The organism is Qaidamihabitans albus, assembly GCF_016464705.1.
Lineage (GTDB): Bacteria > Actinomycetota > Actinomycetes > Mycobacteriales > Pseudonocardiaceae > Qaidamihabitans > Qaidamihabitans albus.
In genome coordinates this window covers 1-14347 of record NZ_JAEHOB010000019.1, presented here as the reverse complement: position 1 = coordinate 14347, position 14347 = coordinate 1, and the positions used below count along the sequence as shown (strand labels likewise).

Genomic DNA, 14347 nt, shown 5'->3' with positions numbered 1-14347 from the left:
CGACAGGAGATCATCATGACCCACACCGAGCAGCGCGGCGCGCTCCAGCGGATGGACAACATCGCCATCGTCGTCGACGACCTCGCCGCAGCCAAAGCGTTCTTCACCGAACTCGGGATGGAACTGGAGGGCGAGGCGACGCTGGAGGGCAGCTTGGTGGACCGCCTCATCAGGCTCGACGGAGTTCGAACGGACATCGCGATGATGCGCACCCCGAACGGCCACGGACGGATCGAGCTGACCAAGTACCACACGCCGGCGAGCCCAGGTGGCGACCAGTCCACCCCGGTGAACGCGCTGGGCATGCACCGCATCATGTTCGCCGTCTACGACATCGAGGACGTCCTCGACCGCCTCAAGCCGCACGGCGCCGAACTCGTCGGCGAGGTGGTGCAGTACGAGGACAGACACCGGCTCGCCTACCTGCGTGGCCCCGCCGGCATCTTCGTCGCGCTGGCCGAGCAGATCGGCTGACCGGTGCCTGATGTGCGAAACCGCTCCCGGACCGGCATCATCTGCTCGCACCAGCAGCGCCCGCGTTGACAGGGGTGGGGGTCGATGCCGAGCCCGGGCCGGGCTGCTACCCGAGGACAAGGTCGCCGTCTTGCGAGATCTGGAAAAGGGCAGGCATCGCGTCACCGTCGTCGGGGACGGCATCAACGACGCCCCCTCTCTGGCCGCCGCCCACACCAGGATCGCGATGGGCGACGCCGCCAACCTGATCATCGCCGCAGCCTGGCGACCCGCCCACTGCGCCATACATTTACCGGCACCGGTCTTCGACGACCATGGGGCGGAAGCAGCCCACCATCCGTCTGTGCGCTGTCGCGATGTGAAATCAGCAGCAGTGGGGCCGGTCGGTCGAGTGCGCCGCCCACCCGAGCTCTCGTACCGCGCGCCGCCCGATCTCGAATTCTTCGGCGATGGGGAGGACCTCGCCCTGCGGGTGCGTCGCCAGCCAGTCGGCGGCGGCCTCGGTTGAACTGAAGAAGTTGCCGAGATCGCAGAGGTCGCGCACATTCTCAACGGCGTCGGTGAGGTGCACCTTCGACACCACGGCCTCTGGCGGCTCCACGTTCAGGACATCATTCGGTGTGAGTTCGACGCGGATACGCCTGCCGGTGGCCGGGCAGGTCGATTCCGCCACGCCCGCCCGGCCGAGGATGGCCGGGAAGTTCACCACGTCGGTGGCGCAGAAGCCGTACACGACCCTGCCGTCGAAGGTGAATGCGTGCGGCGTCGGGTGCAGCGTAAGGCCGAATCCGGCGATCGTGCCGTCATCTTCCCAATCCACGCCCGGCTGCCGGCCCAGCTCGGACCGAATCGCCTCGAGCGGCCACCCGCCTGCGGTGGCCAGTTGCTCCACGGAGACCGGCTCACCACGCTCGGCGAGCAGCCGCCACAGCCGCACGAACATGTCGGGCATCCCCAAGTTCGCGGTCACGACACCGGTCAGCTTCTGGACGCCTGCCTGAATCTGTTCTTCGCTCATGTCGATTGCTCTCCTTCGTTTGCTGGGTGGGCAGGGTCGGTTCCGCGCCAGCGGCCTGTGCGGGGCCGCTGCGGTACCGGCTGCGACCAACTCCCACCGCCGTCGAGTCCTGTTCAGAACGTGCTATGTGAATTCGCTTCTCGATGGTGTGGTGTCGGTTCGGAATTGCCCGTCGACGACAACTCGTGCTCGACCGTGCCAGACTCAGGCTTCGGTGGCGGGGTGGATCAGCGGGCGCAGGTTGTCCCGGTAGTAGGCGAACCAGGGGCGCTCGAACATCTCCTTGACCGTGAAGGCACGGCTGCCCGGGCTGGCAGCCAGCGCTGCCTCGGCCGCCTTGATGGATGCGAAGAACGGCTGGTTGGCGCATATGCTGGCGTCGGTGTCCGCAAAGTCACCGCCCTGCGCATCCCGGATGCGCGAGAGTGACTGCAGCACAGTGACCGTCTCCGGAGGATCCACCCGCTCGTAGCCGTTGGGGACGAAGTCGACGCGGATCGGGCTCCCGGTGACCGCGTCGGTGTCCTCGACCCGGAAGGGCACGTCCAGCACTGCCGCGAAGGCGAACAGGTCGGGGGCGCACCCGAATTTCATGGGGATCGCGCGATCCCCGATGAACAGCGTGCGGCGGGTTCGTTCCCCGGGAAAGGGCTCGTCCCAGTGGATCAGGTTGCCTTCGATGCGTGCGGTTGTGGCTCCACGTACCAGCACCGCGGTCTCAACAACTGGGCGGTCGACAACCTGGGCCAGCCGTTCCAGCGTGGTGGGGTGCTCCCCGAGCCTGGTCAGGCCGGTCAGCCCGAAGATAAGCCGCGCAAGCGGCGTGTTCTCCATTGCCGCCAGCCATCCCTGGTCGAACTCCTCCAGGTCGGTCGCATGGGTCTGCGTGGTCATGTCGTTCTCCTTCCATCGGCTTATGTCGTAAGCTAGCCCAAAGCTAAGGCTTATGGTGTAAGCTGTCAACCGTGGTGACGACAGCAGAACCAAAGGCGAGGGCCCCGCTCACCCGAGGCCGGATCGTGCGCGCGGCGGTCCACTACATCGACACCCACGGGCTGGCCGGGCTGAGCATGCACAAGCTCGGCGCGGAGCTCGACGTCAAAGCGATGTCGCTGTACAAGTACGTCGCCAACAAAGGCGATCTCCTTGACGGTGTGGTCGAGCAGCTCTGGCTCGAAGTCGAAAACGCCGCCGCAGCCACGAGCGACTGGCGGGAGGGATACCGTTCTTTCGCCCAGGCGCTCCGTGAGACGGTCCATCGCCACCCGAACGCCGCGTCCTTGATCACCAGCCAGGGAATCATGCCGGAGCCGGCGCTACGCTGCATCCGGGCCCATATCACCGCAGCCTGCAAAGCTGGCGTACCGAAGGCCCGCGCCTACGCCTGGCTGCGCACCATCGCCTCCTACGCGCTGGGAACCGCACTCAACGACGTGGCCTGGGGCTCCGGCCAGGCGGGATGCCGCCCCAGCACAGCAAGCGAGCTAGTACGGCCAGGTGTCCCGCGGGACCTGGCCGACGTCGCCGAGGTCTTCTGTGGACAGTCGGATCCGGACGCACAGTTCGAACTTGGCCTCGGCCTCATGCTGCGCGGCATCTCCCCCTGAGACGACGCCCACGCCCGTTTGGAGCACATCATGGAGAACAACCCGTCGGCAGGCGACCGGTCAGAGGAGGTCGATCTGTCGAGCACTGGGAAGGCAGGCTCCGCCCGATGCTCGTCTCCGGCTGCTATTCCCTGTCGGTCCAGCGGCGGCCTCGTCGCCCGCTACCTGCGGCTGGCCGAACCGGTGCTGCGGGGAAGGGTCGTCGTGATCATCGCGATCGCGGTCTTCATCGTCGCCGGAGCGGTGGACGGGCGTGCCGGACTCCTCCTGGCAAGCACGTTCGTACTCTTTCACGGCACATACTGCCTGCTGAACTTCTGGCACTGTCGCGAGACGCATTGCGTGATCACCGGAGCAGGATGGACATCACTCGCGCTCCTCGGATTCGCGGCAGCGCTGATACCTGGGGAGACCCTGTCGTGGTACCAACCCAACGTCGAAGTTGGCGGCTATCTGGCGATCCTCGCCCTCGGCTACGCACTGGAATGGATCGTGGCAGCGCGAACCGGGCGCCGAGCACTGCAATAGGACGACTGGCACGTCGCATCCACCGGCGTCCTGGCACCACAGGCTTGTGCGCATTGTTTATAGTATGTCGGTGACATACCAATACTGCTCGGGTGTGGCTATGGAAGACGACCACGGCCACACCCGAACAGCAGCCCGTCAGGACGTGACGGTGACGCCTGCCGAGAACGTTTGGCAGGGCGTCGACTGCTGCGTGACAACATCGAGCCGGTAACTGCCGTCGATGCAAGCACTGCCAGTGCCCGCGACGTTGAAGCCTCGAACAGGTCGGTGGTGACCGTCAGGTCCTCCAGACTCCGGCCTGCCGGACACCCGGCATCGAAGCCCGGGCTGCTGATGGGCACATTCATCAGCAGCCGCAGGTCATCACCGGTGACGACGATCGAGACTCGCCATGGCGGTCCGCGCCCGTGGCGAACGCATCGACCGAACCGCCGTAACCGGCAGCCGGGGCGGGCATGACCAGCGCCAGTGGAGTGAGCATTCCCAATGCGGCACCGGCCGCATGACCGAAACGTCGCATTACCCGGTTCTCCTCTTCATGGAATTACTGTCGTCGTGTCACAGAAGCTGCAACAGGAATCAGTTCCGACCGGTACGGCGGATCTGACACAGGGAGGAACCCGGCGGGGCACGGTAGACTTCCACTTCGGAAGCTCTCTATTCGTAAATGTCGGGCGAACGTCACAACGGTGACGGTCCTTTCGCTCAAATGGGCTGTCGCGTTCGTCGTCCTGCCGCCTTATTCAGAACGCACTGTCGCTGAGCGTCGCCGTTCCCCTCGCCTCGCGCAGGCGAGCGCATCGCTGAATAACCTCCCTGGCGCCTGATCTCGGAGCGCTGCGGACAGACATATTCGCATAAGCGGATATCCGTGTACGATACGCCGGGCGCACCCCGAACACCGACCATGTCGGGCTCGACCACCTCGGCCTGCAGCCGGACCCGTGGGGATCCCTGCCCGTCGACGACACCCTGCGGACCGCGGCCGAGGACGTCTGGGCGCTCGGGGACATCCGCGGCGGGGACATGTTCACCCACACCGCCCGCGACGACGCCGACATCGTCTACCGCACCGCCTTCCGCGACCAGGAGCGCACCATCGCCGGCCGGATCGTGCCACACGCCGTGTTCGTCGACCCCGAAGTCGGTGCGGCAGGGCTGACCGAACCCCAGGCCCGCGCCCAAGGCTACGACGTCATCGTCGGCCGGCAGGACTTCACCGGCGTGGCCAAGGCCCGTGCGACGGGCAACACCCGAGGCCTGATCAAGTTCGTGGTCGATGCCGCGACCGACCGCATCCTCGGCTGTCACATCGCCGGCCCGGACGCCGGCAACCTTGTGCACGAAGCGGTGATCGCCATGAACACCGGCGCCCGCTACACCGAGGTTGCCCAGGCCATGCACATCCACCCCACCCTGGCCGAAGGCGTCAACTCCGCTGCCGGCGGAGTACACCGACCCGCGGGCTGACGGTGCCGAGAACGGGGATTGAACTGGTCGTGGCGATCAGGCTCATCGCCACGACGAGCATGGCCCTGCCGATCGAGCGCCGACGCGAAAGCAGCGTCCCGCGAGACACGGCTCAAACCAGCCGGGGCGCATCCCAAGGAGAGCGTGTCGAGCGCCCGCCGCGGGACCGACCGGCATCAAACTGGCCGCCGTAGCCCATTCTTGAATCGACGGCGGTCCCTGCCGGCGTTTCATCTGGCGATGTTGAGCAGTGCCGCCCGGTCGAGGGTGTGGATGGCCGCGTAGCCCACCGTGACCAGCCCTTGCCGTTCGAAGTCCTTCAGGATCTTGTTCAGCGAAGGACGCTGCATACCCAGCATCGCCGCCAGCGTGCGCTGCGGCAACTGCACATCGCCGTCGACGGACTCGTCCAACAGCAACCGCGCCACCTGCTCGGTCAAAGACCGGCCGAGCAACCCGATGATCCGGCTCTGACTCACCGCCAGCCGCTGCGCCACACTCGACAACCACCGCCGCGCCAGCGGCAGGCTCTCCGCCAGCAAGCTCTCGAAAATCCGCCGCGGTCAAACGACAACACCGTGGCATCCTCCAGCGCCCGTGCCGTGTAGGGCAGCGGCATGCCCAGCAAGTGCTGGATGTCACCATCCACATCACCGGGCTGCAACACATGCACCACAGCGCGACGGCGACCCGAACCAGCCGAAAGCTCCACCCGGCCGCGCTGCACGATCCACACCTCATCAGCGGCCCCACCACCGTGGAAAGCACCGCGCCCCGCACATACGTCCTCGTGCGCAATGTGGCCGCGAGCGCGCTCACGTCGTCCGCGCTCTTCGCCGGTGTCCTGGCTGCCGGCTCCGGCATCACAGCCCACGCCCGCCAGCTGCTGCCTGCATCAACCGGATCGGTGGCGGCCTGACCTACCACGGCATCCACGAACAACGCCTGCACCTCGGTGACGGTACGACCCGTGATCAACCCCGCCGCCGCGATCCAGCGGGCCGCAGCCGGATGGCTCGACGTCATCGGTGTCGACCCGCTCGTCGACGCGTTCTTCGTGCTCGTTCTCGGCGCCGCGCCGGCGGTGCGCCGTCGGGCTCGCCAGGCCAGGCGGATGCGCAGCCGATGACACTGGAGGTCATGCGATGCCGCGGGTCTCAGTCCGCTGATCTCTTGATCGCCGAGATGTCGATGTCGAGAGTGATCTTGTCGCTGATCAAAACGCCGCCGGTCTCCAGCGGCGCGTTCCAGGTCATTCCCCAGTCCTTGCGGTTGACCGTGGCCGATGCCTCCAGACCGATGCGGTTGTTGCCCATCGGATCGAGGGCCGATCCGGTGTACTCGACGTCAAGTGTGACCGGCTGGGTCACGCCCTTGATAGTGAGCTCGCCCGCGACCTTGTAGCTGTCACCCTCGACGTGCTCGACGCTGCTACTGGTGAAGGTGATCTCGGGGTAGTTGGGCATGTCGAAGAAGTCGTTGCTGCGCAAGTGCTCGTCGCGTTGCTCGACACCCGTGTCGATGCTGGCCGCCCCGATCCGCAGCTGCCCGCCGGACTTCGTCGGGTCCTCGCCGTCGATCTGCAGCTCACCTTCGAATTCCTTGAACGCGCCACGCACCTTGGTCACCATTGCGTGCCGCGCGACAAAACCCATCCTCGAATGCGCGGGATCCAGATCGTAGGTACCGGTGACATCGACGTCAGCTGGTGTGGCCATGGTGAACATCCTTTCTTGCTGTGCCGGTGCGGTTTCGTGGAAAGCGCGAGTTCTTGAACGCTGAACTACATAGTAGGTGCCTGTCCGCCCGTCCGCATCAGCGAGGAGTGTCGGCCCGGCCGACCGAGAGCGGTCCTAACTGGACGACCGTTCCTCCCGTGATCCGGCCTCGTCGAGCAGCGTCTTCAGCCCCGCGTAGCCTCCACCGGCGAGCCGGCGTGCCGAGACCTCGAAGTAGTCCGGCGTGGCGTCGATGCCGAGTCCCTCGACGAGCCTGTTCATCAAGTTGAACAGCGCGCACACCGACACGGCGTCGTGCAGGGCCTTTTCGTTCCAGCCGGCCTCGAGCACCGCCGTGGCGTCGGCGTCGGTCATCCGGCTCGGGGTGAGAGTGAGCTTGCCGACGTGGCGCAGGATCGGCTTCATCCGCTCATCCACCGGGGCGGTGTCGAGATCGGCGAGCAGCGCGGTCAGCGTGCCCTCGCAGACGCCGAACGCCTCCGCGGTGGCGGTGTGCACGCCGTGACAGTAGTGGCAGGCGTTCAGGCCCGACACGTACGCGGCGATCAGCTCACGCTCGGCGACACTCAGCGGAGAGGGTCCCCGCAGCAACGCCTCGTGGTAGTCGAGCAGCGGCCCGGCCGTGTCCGGGTAGGCTCGGAACACGTCGACCAGCACGGCATTCTCCGGCAGGGACGGCAGGAACGGCATCCGAGGCTCCTCATCACTGACCGGGCAGGTGCGGCGCAGCGGGAACGGCAGCCACCGCCCGGGACGCGCCCAGGATGTCAGCGCACCGGTGCCGGTGTCCAGGCGGTCAGCGCCCACACCGGGGAGGTAGAGACCGTCGATCACCAGAGCCGCGTCGGCCGCGTCGGCGATCTCGCGGTGGAAACCTGGCGCTCGTCGGCGTCGACGACGAGGCCGTGTTCCCGCAGGATCCGCGCCAGGCCATCGCGTGCCTGCGGGTTCGGACCAGCGCGACGACGCGCCCGCCGGGTCGCAACACCCGCTTCAGCTCGGCCAGCACCTCCTCGAGCGGGCTCAGCACCGGCAAAGACATCGCCGCGCACACCGCCGCGATCGAGTCGTCCGCCACCGGCAGGGACTCGGCTCGGCCACGCACGAGCGGGCCACGTCCGGCCGCCGCAGCCACGCCCAACTCCCCCGCCGACGAATCCACCCCGACCCACCGCTGCCGACCCAGCAGCGACCTGGTCGGGGCGGATCCGCATGCGAGATCGAGCACCGGCCCCGTGGTGCCACGCAGTGGCTCGACCAGCCACGGATACGGTTTCGCGTGCTGGTCGGCAACCGCCCGTGCAAACAGCATCTCCGTGATACCGGGCCGCTCGTCGTGAAAGCCCGCCGGATAGTGCCGCCCCCCGACATCTTGCCTGACCCGCCGCCCAGACAGGTAACCCGTGCTGGCCACCAGGAACGGCACCGCATAGTTCACGGCCACCCGCAGCCAGGTGCCCGCGCTCGCACCGGCACCGAAGATCACCGACCCCTGGTTCACCAGCGACAGCACCGTGCCCACCACCGCCGCCACCGGCAAGGCCCTGCGCAGCGTTCGACCGCGCACCACGAGCAGCACGGCCTCGGGCGGCCGTGCCCAGGAACACCGCGGGCAGAGCTGGCTACCCGTGTGCCGGCAGATCTCCGGCGCCACGCTCACCGCCGATCACAACGCCACAACCGCCTACCCGTTCTCGAGGAGGGCACGGATACGCAGATGGCCCTTGAGCTCTTCGAGCAGCCGCACCAGCGCCTCACACACGCGACTCGACCTCGAACGCCTTCGGCACGATCTTCCGGGCGGCTGAGCAAACGTCGAACTGGCCAAGCGACTCGGTCTGCCCCAGCCGCCCTGCTTGCGGCGGGTCAAATGCCTGGAAGACGCTGGGCATCACCGACCGCCGCGTGGTCATCGGGACTGAGGCCTTCGGTCGCGGCATGGAAGTCCATATCGATATCGGTTCCTACGCCCCGACGGGATGCCATCGAGGCGTTCGACAGCACAGTCGTCGCCTCCGGCGAGGCAATTTGAGTTCCACCGGATGTTCGATCGCCCCGGCTACTTCATCCGCGTTGCGGCCGGGCCGGGTCGCTGCCCGTGGACTCTTGTCTACTGTCGCGCCCTGCCGGGGTGAGCGCGCGCGGCCTGCACGAGGTGACCCTGCCAGCGCGCCCCCTACAGTAAGCGTCGACATACGCAGGATCCGGTCTGGCCTTCACTTGGTTGACGCCGTGCCAGCTTCGCCGGCCGCGGGGCGATCTCCGAGCCCGCCCAGCCGGGTTGGGTGCTCGCCGAGCCGGTGCAATCTGAGCAGCCTAGGCTGTGTCTTGAGAAGCGCGCCAACGACGAACCCGTCTACGGGCCATGACGTGTCAGTGACCGGCGCCCTCGACAGTCGGGCGGCCCGCAGCCGCGTTCGCGAGGCATTCCGGCCCCCGGGCGCGCCACGCATCACCTCACACAGACACCTTCTCAACCAGCTCCCAGGTGTCGCCGGTGTCGCGCAGCATGAGGTCAAGGCCGAGTTCGAAGTGCGCCTCGGGGTCCGATTGGATGCAGAAGACCTGAGCCACCCCGACCAGTTCCTCGGGGATGCCGGGACGCACCAGGTCGCTGACCGAGGTCACCGGTCGGCATCCTGCCTGCGCGATGCCCCACGTTGCCTCGACGAGCGCGGTGCCGAGCGCGTACGAGGTGATGGTCCGCAGCAAGGCATAAGCACATTCCTCGGGGACGCCCTTATTCGTCGCCGCGCCGACATGAGCTTGCAGGCAACGCAAGGCCGGCTCGGGCATGGTCCGCTGGGACGCGGACAGCCGGGCCGACCGCGCGTGGCGATGGACGGTATCGCGCAACGCATGGGCGAAGGATCGATATCCCTCCCGCCAGTCCGGCTTGGCCGGCGCGTTGCTCTCAACCTCCTCCCAGAACAACTCCATCACGCCGTCGAGAAGATCATCCTTGTTGGCGACGTGGTTGTACAACGACATCGCTTTGACATCGAGCTCGGCGCCGAGCTTGTGCATGCTCAGCCCTTCAAGCCCATGCGTGTCGATGTAGCGAGCCGCCGCGTCGATGATCCTGCGCCGGCTCAGCGGTGCGCGCTCCCTGCCCGCCGACGCTTCCGATGTCGCCACCATGCTTGACAACTTACATCATAAGTCCTAACTTCGGTAACCGGCGCCGACTTACACCATAAGTCCCGCCTACCCAGGTTACGGAGGCCCCATGGCCGAGCAGCAGTCCGGCCCACCCGGGTTGGAGTTCGATCACCACTGGCGGGAACTGCCCGATCCACTGGGAGCATCCCGTCCCCGAAGACCCAGCTCGCCGCTTGCTCTCCGTCGGTGACCGCACGACCCCCATGGACGGGTGCGTGCCTGACCTGTTCGGATTCGCGGACGATGCTCAACGTGCCCTTTCTCGTCGAGGACACCTGCGCGGCCACCGGCGTACAGATCCGGGTGGATTTCGCCCCTGGCGGCTACGTGCGGGGTGGAGCCGCTCGTCGGCCATCCCGGCGGCGCGTCTTCACCATCAAGGAGTGGTTCGAACGGCCCAGGTTCGCCTACTAGGGCGACACCGGCATCCGCTGATCCACACCGGTTCCCGATGACAGCAGTTGTACAGCGCAGGAGTTCTCCCGATATGGCTACCGAAGAGCAGATCGAGACGGGCGCACGACAGTTGGTCTGCGCTTGCGCAGACCAACCTGCGTATGCCCGAACTGGTGCCGCCACTGTGGCGGCTGCTCGCCGAGCGCGCGCGAGCCTGTGTCCGTCACCGGGCTGGCGGCCGCGGGGCGCCGTGAGCTCGGCGAGGTTCGAACCGAGTGCTCCGGCATCCGGGCGTGGACTGGGACGGTGAATCAAGTTGCCGGATCGGTTCTCACGCTGCGCCCGGCACCGCGCTGGTTCACTGTGGATGGTCGCACCTGTGCGGGTTCCGCGCCAGCGACGTCCTGGTGCTTCGGTCGTGCTCGACCGGACGGGTGTGGCGGAGTCACCGTGCGCCGCCACAGGCCGGCGTGTGCTGGTGGAGCTCGCACCTGGCGAGGCGGTCCGGGTGGCCCCACCGGATGTCGGGGACGTGCGCGCGCAGATTTGCGCTTTCGGCCGCTTCTTCGGCTCGGCAACGCCGCCACTGACTGGCTAACCGCCCAGTCCACGGCGAGGTCGTCTCCGTCGACGACGAATACGAGGTCGTCCGACGGGCGGCGCAGCTGGGCGCCCGCGGGAAGGCATTGATCAGCGATGACGAGGCTCTAAACCACGCGCCACCGCTGGCCGGCACAACTGTTCACCATCCGCGGACTCGGAAAGCGGCTGAGCTACGCGAAGCCGGCGTACGAGGCCATCGAATCGGCCCAGCTCGGCACGGGTGTCCTAGCTGCAGCTGCCCGACCCGTGCCCCACCACCGATCAACCATGAAACGAGTGTCAGGAGTCCCATCGTGAAACATGATTCCGCGATCGAGCTGTCCGGCCTGGGCAAGGTCTACGGGCGCGGTAAGAGCCCGTTCACCGCGGTAGAGCCGACAACGCTGTCGGTGCCATGGGGACAGGTGATCGGTCTGCTCGGCCCGAACGGCGCGGGCAAGACCACAATCATCAAAATGATCGGCGGCCTGGTCACCCCAACGTGGGGCTCGGTCAGGCTGGGCGGCCACGACGTGGCGCGGCAGCGCCGGCACGCCGTCCGCCAGATCGGTGCGGTGCTCGAAGGTTCCCGCAACGTGTACTGGCCCCTGTCCGCGTGGGAGAATCTCATGTACTTCGGGCGGCTCAAGGGCCGGCGCAGTGCCGAGATCAAACCTCGAGCCCAGCAGCTGTTGACGGAGCTGAGCCTGTGGCCACGCCGCCACCAGCCGGTGGGTTCGTTCTCCCGCGGCATGCAGCAGAAGGTCGCGATCGCGGCGGCGCTGATCACCGACCCGCCGATCCTCCTACTGGACGAGCCCACCCTGGGCCTTGATGTCGAAGCCGCCCGCACCGTCAAGGACTGGATCGACCACCTGGCCCGCCAGGAAGGCAAAACAGTCGTGTTGACCACCCATCAACTCGAGGCGGCCCAGGAGCTGTCCGGCCGGATCGCCGTGATCAAGGACGGGCAGATCATCGCCGACCTGCCCACCGGGCAACTGCTCGACCGCTACGCGGAAACCCGCTACACGGTCACGGTGGCCGGACCGCTCGGCGGCCTGGACGGCGCCCTGCCGGCGGGCGCGCAAGTGGACACGCGACTCGACAGCACCCGCATCACCTTACCCAGCGACAACCCGGACGATCTGCACAAGCTGCTCGCGCACGTGCAATGGCACGAAGCGCGCCTGCTCTCCGTCAATCAGGCGCGCCCCAACCTGGAAGAGGTCTTCATCCGCCTGATCAATGACGACCAGACGGCCGGTCAGGTCAAGGAGCGGATGTGATGACCGCGCTGGCTACCCCCACAGAATCGTGGCTGGCATTCCAGGCCCGGCTCGCCGCGAACGAAACCGCCAAGGGCCTGCGGCTGATGTGGCACCGGCGCGGCATGGTCGTCGTCGGGCTCGTCATGAACGCGTTCACCTACCTGGGCATCAGCCTGTTCATCGGCGGTGGACACCTCGTCGAACCACTAATGACGCTCACGCTGCCCGCCCTGCTCGCGGTCACCGTCGCGGGAACCGCTGCCCTGCAAGGTAGCGGCGGCATCGCCGAGGAGATCAACGGCGGCACGCTCGAGCAGACACAACTCAGCCCCACCTCACCTCAGGTGCAGATGCTCGGCCGGATCACCGCCCTGGCAGTCGAAGGGCTGGCCGCGGCGCTCGTGCTCGGGGCAGTGTTCGTGCTCGCCTTCGGTCTCGCCTATGACCCGCATCCCGCCGCTGTGCTCCCGGCCCTGCTCACCATCGCCGATGCGCTGGGTTACGGGCTGCTCATCGCCGCCCTTACCGTGCGGATCGCCAGCATCGGCGCCATCACCCACGTGCTCAATATGGTCATCATGTTCTTCGGAGGAATGATGGTGCCCATCACCGTGTTCCCGGCCGCCATGGAAACCGTGGCCCACCTTGTCCCCACCGCCCTGGGGATCCAGGTGCTCAACACCACGCTGGCCGGCCAGCCGCTCTCGGGCGCCTGGACGGACGGCACCCTGCCCTGGCTGATCGTCCACACCGGGCTGCTGCTCACGACGGGCGTGGTGACCTACGTCGTCAACATCCGCCGCGCGCGGCGCGAGGGAGGACTGAGCCCCCGATGATCACCAACGCCGGCATCGCCCTGGGCAACGAGGTCCGCAAAGGCCTGCGCTTCGCCTGGTCGGAGCGACTGCAGATCCTCATCGAACTGCCCATGTTCGCCACGTTCATCCTCCTGCTCGGCCCCCTGCTCGGGCAGGGCCGCCAGGTCGTGACCGGCAACGTGGACTGGACCCTCGACGCCCACCTGACCTCGATCCTCGTCGTCTGGTTCGTGCCCTTCATCTTCTTCTACATGCAGGTCGTCAAGATGTTCTGGCGGCTGCTCGGCGAGATCCAGGCAGGCACCATCGAGCAGGTCTACCTCTCCCCCCTGCCGTCCTGGCTGGTCGCCGCCGCCGGGCGCGTGGTCGCCGCCTTCCTTGAAACCCTCATCGTGGCCGCGGGCACCTATGGCATCGTCTCGATCTTCATCCCGGTGCGCGTCGACTGGGACATCGCCGCGCTACTGCCCACCGTCATGATCGTGATCGCCGCCATCGGCGTCTCGCTGATGACCGCGGGCGCCACCCTGATCTGGAAACGGATCCAGTTGGTCAATGACACCGTGCTCCTGCTCGTGATGCTCTTCAGCGCCAGCGCCATCCCGCTCATCGACGTGCCCGGCTGGTGGGCCGACGTCAGCCACGCCTTCCCCCTCACCGACGCCATCGGCAGTCTCTACACCGCGCTGTTCACCGACCAGCCCATCACCACCCCATGGGGCATCGGCGGACTCGTACCCATGGTCATCGTCACGTTCGCCTACCTCGGCGCCGGGATCCTCGCCTTCACCCTCGGCGAGCGCGTCGCCAAACGCCGCGGCACCCTCGGCCGCCACTGACCCCAGCCATTCGCCGTCCTCCGATGCCGAGTGTGTCGTGTTCTCCTGCCTCTCAGGCCGCGCAGCAGAACACTTGGACACGTCGCGGGCGAGATCGAACGACATAAGTAGCGGCCGTCATCGCCAGCTGTGGGCCGGTTGCGCCAGTGGCGTGATGCCACCTTCATCGTCGGAACAAGGAGGACACATGGCTGAGCAGGCCAAACCGGCTGGTCTGGAGGAGTTCGATCGGGGCTGGCTCGAGGCGTTCGAAGGAGCGCCGTTTCGCGCAGCTCATTTCGGACTGGTCGGGTTGACCCGACTTGGGGAGCATCCCGCGGAGTTGGAGCGGCTGGCGGCCATCGTCGGACCGGCACACCATAAAAAAGGCACCAAGCCAAGGCGAACGAGTTAAACAACGGATGGTCACGGCCCACACGACCATGCAGTACGGGCAGAGC

20 protein-coding genes and 1 pseudogene are annotated in these 14347 nt (G+C 66.9%); 13 read left to right on the top strand and 8 right to left on the bottom strand.

Features of this window, described 5'->3' with window-relative positions; translation table 11 throughout:
• Positions 1 to 15 precede the first annotated feature (15 nt).
• Positions 16 to 474, top strand: a complete 459-nt coding sequence (locus JAP66_RS27410; protein WP_235999604.1) for a VOC family protein — start codon at positions 16 to 18, stop codon at positions 472 to 474.
• A 10-nt stretch (positions 475 to 484) separates the two neighbouring features.
• Positions 485 to 676: pseudogene (locus JAP66_RS33075) on the top strand (hypothetical protein); the annotation flags it as partial.
• Between the two features lie 162 nt (positions 677 to 838).
• Here JAP66_RS33075 and merB (JAP66_RS27405) read toward each other — a convergent pair.
• Both merB (JAP66_RS27405) and merB (JAP66_RS27400) read right to left on the bottom strand, forming a co-directional pair.
• Positions 839 to 1492: an organomercurial lyase MerB gene (merB, locus tag JAP66_RS27405; RefSeq protein WP_199434740.1), complete on the bottom strand. Its 654-nt coding sequence runs from the start codon at positions 1490 to 1492 to the stop codon at positions 839 to 841.
• 204 nt (positions 1493 to 1696) lie between these two features.
• Positions 1697 to 2386 (bottom strand): organomercurial lyase, encoded by a 690-nt coding sequence (gene merB, locus JAP66_RS27400; protein WP_199434739.1) that lies wholly within the window; start codon positions 2384 to 2386, stop codon positions 1697 to 1699.
• A gap of 71 nt (positions 2387 to 2457) precedes the next feature.
• Here merB (JAP66_RS27400) and JAP66_RS27395 point away from each other — a divergent pair, with 71 nt between their 5' ends.
• The 3 genes from JAP66_RS27395 to JAP66_RS27380 all read left to right on the top strand — a co-directional run bounded on the left by JAP66_RS27395 (position 2458) and on the right by JAP66_RS27380 (position 5100).
• Complete coding sequence (locus JAP66_RS27395; protein WP_199434738.1) at positions 2458 to 3099, top strand: TetR/AcrR family transcriptional regulator; 642 nt, start codon at positions 2458 to 2460, stop codon at positions 3097 to 3099.
• A gap of 30 nt (positions 3100 to 3129) precedes the next feature.
• A complete protein-coding gene (locus JAP66_RS27390; RefSeq protein WP_199434737.1) occupies positions 3130 to 3627 on the top strand; it encodes a hypothetical protein in 498 nt (165 codons plus the stop codon).
• Between the two features lie 870 nt (positions 3628 to 4497).
• On the top strand, positions 4498 to 5100 hold the full coding sequence (locus JAP66_RS27380; RefSeq protein ID WP_307849743.1) for an oxidoreductase dimerization domain-containing protein: 603 nt from the start codon (positions 4498 to 4500) through the stop codon (positions 5098 to 5100).
• Positions 5101 to 5330: 230 nt separating this feature from the next.
• Here the strand turns inward: JAP66_RS27380 and JAP66_RS33070 are convergent, their stop codons facing one another.
• Positions 5331 to 5642 carry a Crp/Fnr family transcriptional regulator gene (locus JAP66_RS33070; protein ID WP_307849741.1) on the bottom strand — a complete coding sequence of 104 codons (312 nt, stop codon included), beginning with the start codon at positions 5640 to 5642 and terminating at the stop codon, positions 5331 to 5333.
• A complete protein-coding gene (locus tag JAP66_RS33360; protein ID WP_372449017.1) occupies positions 5576 to 5812 on the bottom strand; it encodes a cyclic nucleotide-binding domain-containing protein in 237 nt (78 codons plus the stop codon). The genes JAP66_RS33070 and JAP66_RS33360 overlap by 67 nt, the downstream gene beginning before the upstream one ends.
• On the opposite strand from JAP66_RS33360, the gene JAP66_RS33065 reads away from it, so the two are divergent.
• Positions 5729 to 6019 carry a hypothetical protein gene (locus JAP66_RS33065; RefSeq protein WP_307849740.1) on the top strand — a complete coding sequence of 97 codons (291 nt, stop codon included), beginning with the start codon at positions 5729 to 5731 and terminating at the stop codon, positions 6017 to 6019. The genes JAP66_RS33360 and JAP66_RS33065 overlap by 84 nt on opposite strands.
• 51 nt (positions 6020 to 6070) lie before the next feature.
• On the top strand, positions 6071 to 6229 hold the full coding sequence (locus tag JAP66_RS27370; protein ID WP_199434735.1) for a hypothetical protein: 159 nt from the start codon (positions 6071 to 6073) through the stop codon (positions 6227 to 6229).
• Positions 6230 to 6257: 28 nt separating this feature from the next.
• Here the strand turns inward: JAP66_RS27370 and JAP66_RS27365 are convergent, their stop codons facing one another.
• The 3 genes from JAP66_RS27365 to nrtS all read right to left on the bottom strand — a co-directional run bounded on the left by JAP66_RS27365 (position 6258) and on the right by nrtS (position 8499).
• A complete protein-coding gene (locus JAP66_RS27365) occupies positions 6258 to 6818 on the bottom strand; it encodes a YceI family protein (RefSeq protein ID WP_199434818.1) in 561 nt (186 codons plus the stop codon).
• Between the two features lie 135 nt (positions 6819 to 6953).
• Positions 6954 to 7646 (bottom strand): carboxymuconolactone decarboxylase family protein, encoded by a 693-nt coding sequence (locus JAP66_RS27360; RefSeq protein ID WP_307849739.1) that lies wholly within the window; start codon positions 7644 to 7646, stop codon positions 6954 to 6956.
• Positions 7636 to 8499, bottom strand: a complete 864-nt coding sequence (gene nrtS, locus JAP66_RS27355) for a nitrate/nitrite transporter NrtS (protein WP_199434734.1) — start codon at positions 8497 to 8499, stop codon at positions 7636 to 7638. Before nrtS ends, JAP66_RS27360 begins: the two co-directional genes overlap by 11 nt.
• A gap of 160 nt (positions 8500 to 8659) precedes the next feature.
• Here nrtS and JAP66_RS33355 point away from each other — a divergent pair, with 160 nt between their 5' ends.
• Positions 8660 to 8761: a winged helix-turn-helix transcriptional regulator gene (locus tag JAP66_RS33355; protein WP_199434816.1), complete on the top strand. Its 102-nt coding sequence runs from the start codon at positions 8660 to 8662 to the stop codon at positions 8759 to 8761.
• A gap of 535 nt (positions 8762 to 9296) precedes the next feature.
• Here JAP66_RS33355 and JAP66_RS27345 read toward each other — a convergent pair.
• Positions 9297 to 9980 carry a TetR/AcrR family transcriptional regulator gene (locus JAP66_RS27345; protein WP_199434733.1) on the bottom strand — a complete coding sequence of 228 codons (684 nt, stop codon included), beginning with the start codon at positions 9978 to 9980 and terminating at the stop codon, positions 9297 to 9299.
• A 207-nt stretch (positions 9981 to 10187) separates the two neighbouring features.
• Between JAP66_RS27345 and JAP66_RS27340 the strand changes: the two genes are divergently transcribed.
• The 5 genes from JAP66_RS27340 to JAP66_RS27320 all read left to right on the top strand — a co-directional run bounded on the left by JAP66_RS27340 (position 10188) and on the right by JAP66_RS27320 (position 14301).
• Positions 10188 to 10415, top strand: coding sequence for a hypothetical protein (locus JAP66_RS27340; RefSeq protein WP_199434732.1), 228 nt, complete (start codon positions 10188 to 10190; stop codon positions 10413 to 10415).
• An 878-nt stretch (positions 10416 to 11293) separates the two neighbouring features.
• Positions 11294 to 12268 carry an ABC transporter ATP-binding protein gene (locus tag JAP66_RS27335; protein ID WP_199434731.1) on the top strand — a complete coding sequence of 325 codons (975 nt, stop codon included), beginning with the start codon at positions 11294 to 11296 and terminating at the stop codon, positions 12266 to 12268.
• A complete protein-coding gene (locus tag JAP66_RS27330; RefSeq protein WP_199434730.1) occupies positions 12268 to 13086 on the top strand; it encodes an ABC transporter permease in 819 nt (272 codons plus the stop codon). Before JAP66_RS27335 ends, JAP66_RS27330 begins: the two co-directional genes overlap by 1 nt.
• A complete protein-coding gene (locus JAP66_RS27325) occupies positions 13083 to 13907 on the top strand; it encodes an ABC transporter permease (RefSeq protein ID WP_199434729.1) in 825 nt (274 codons plus the stop codon). Before JAP66_RS27330 ends, JAP66_RS27325 begins: the two co-directional genes overlap by 4 nt.
• A gap of 187 nt (positions 13908 to 14094) precedes the next feature.
• Complete coding sequence (locus JAP66_RS27320; RefSeq protein ID WP_199434728.1) at positions 14095 to 14301, top strand: hypothetical protein; 207 nt, start codon at positions 14095 to 14097, stop codon at positions 14299 to 14301.
• Positions 14302 to 14347: the final 46 nt, after the last annotated feature.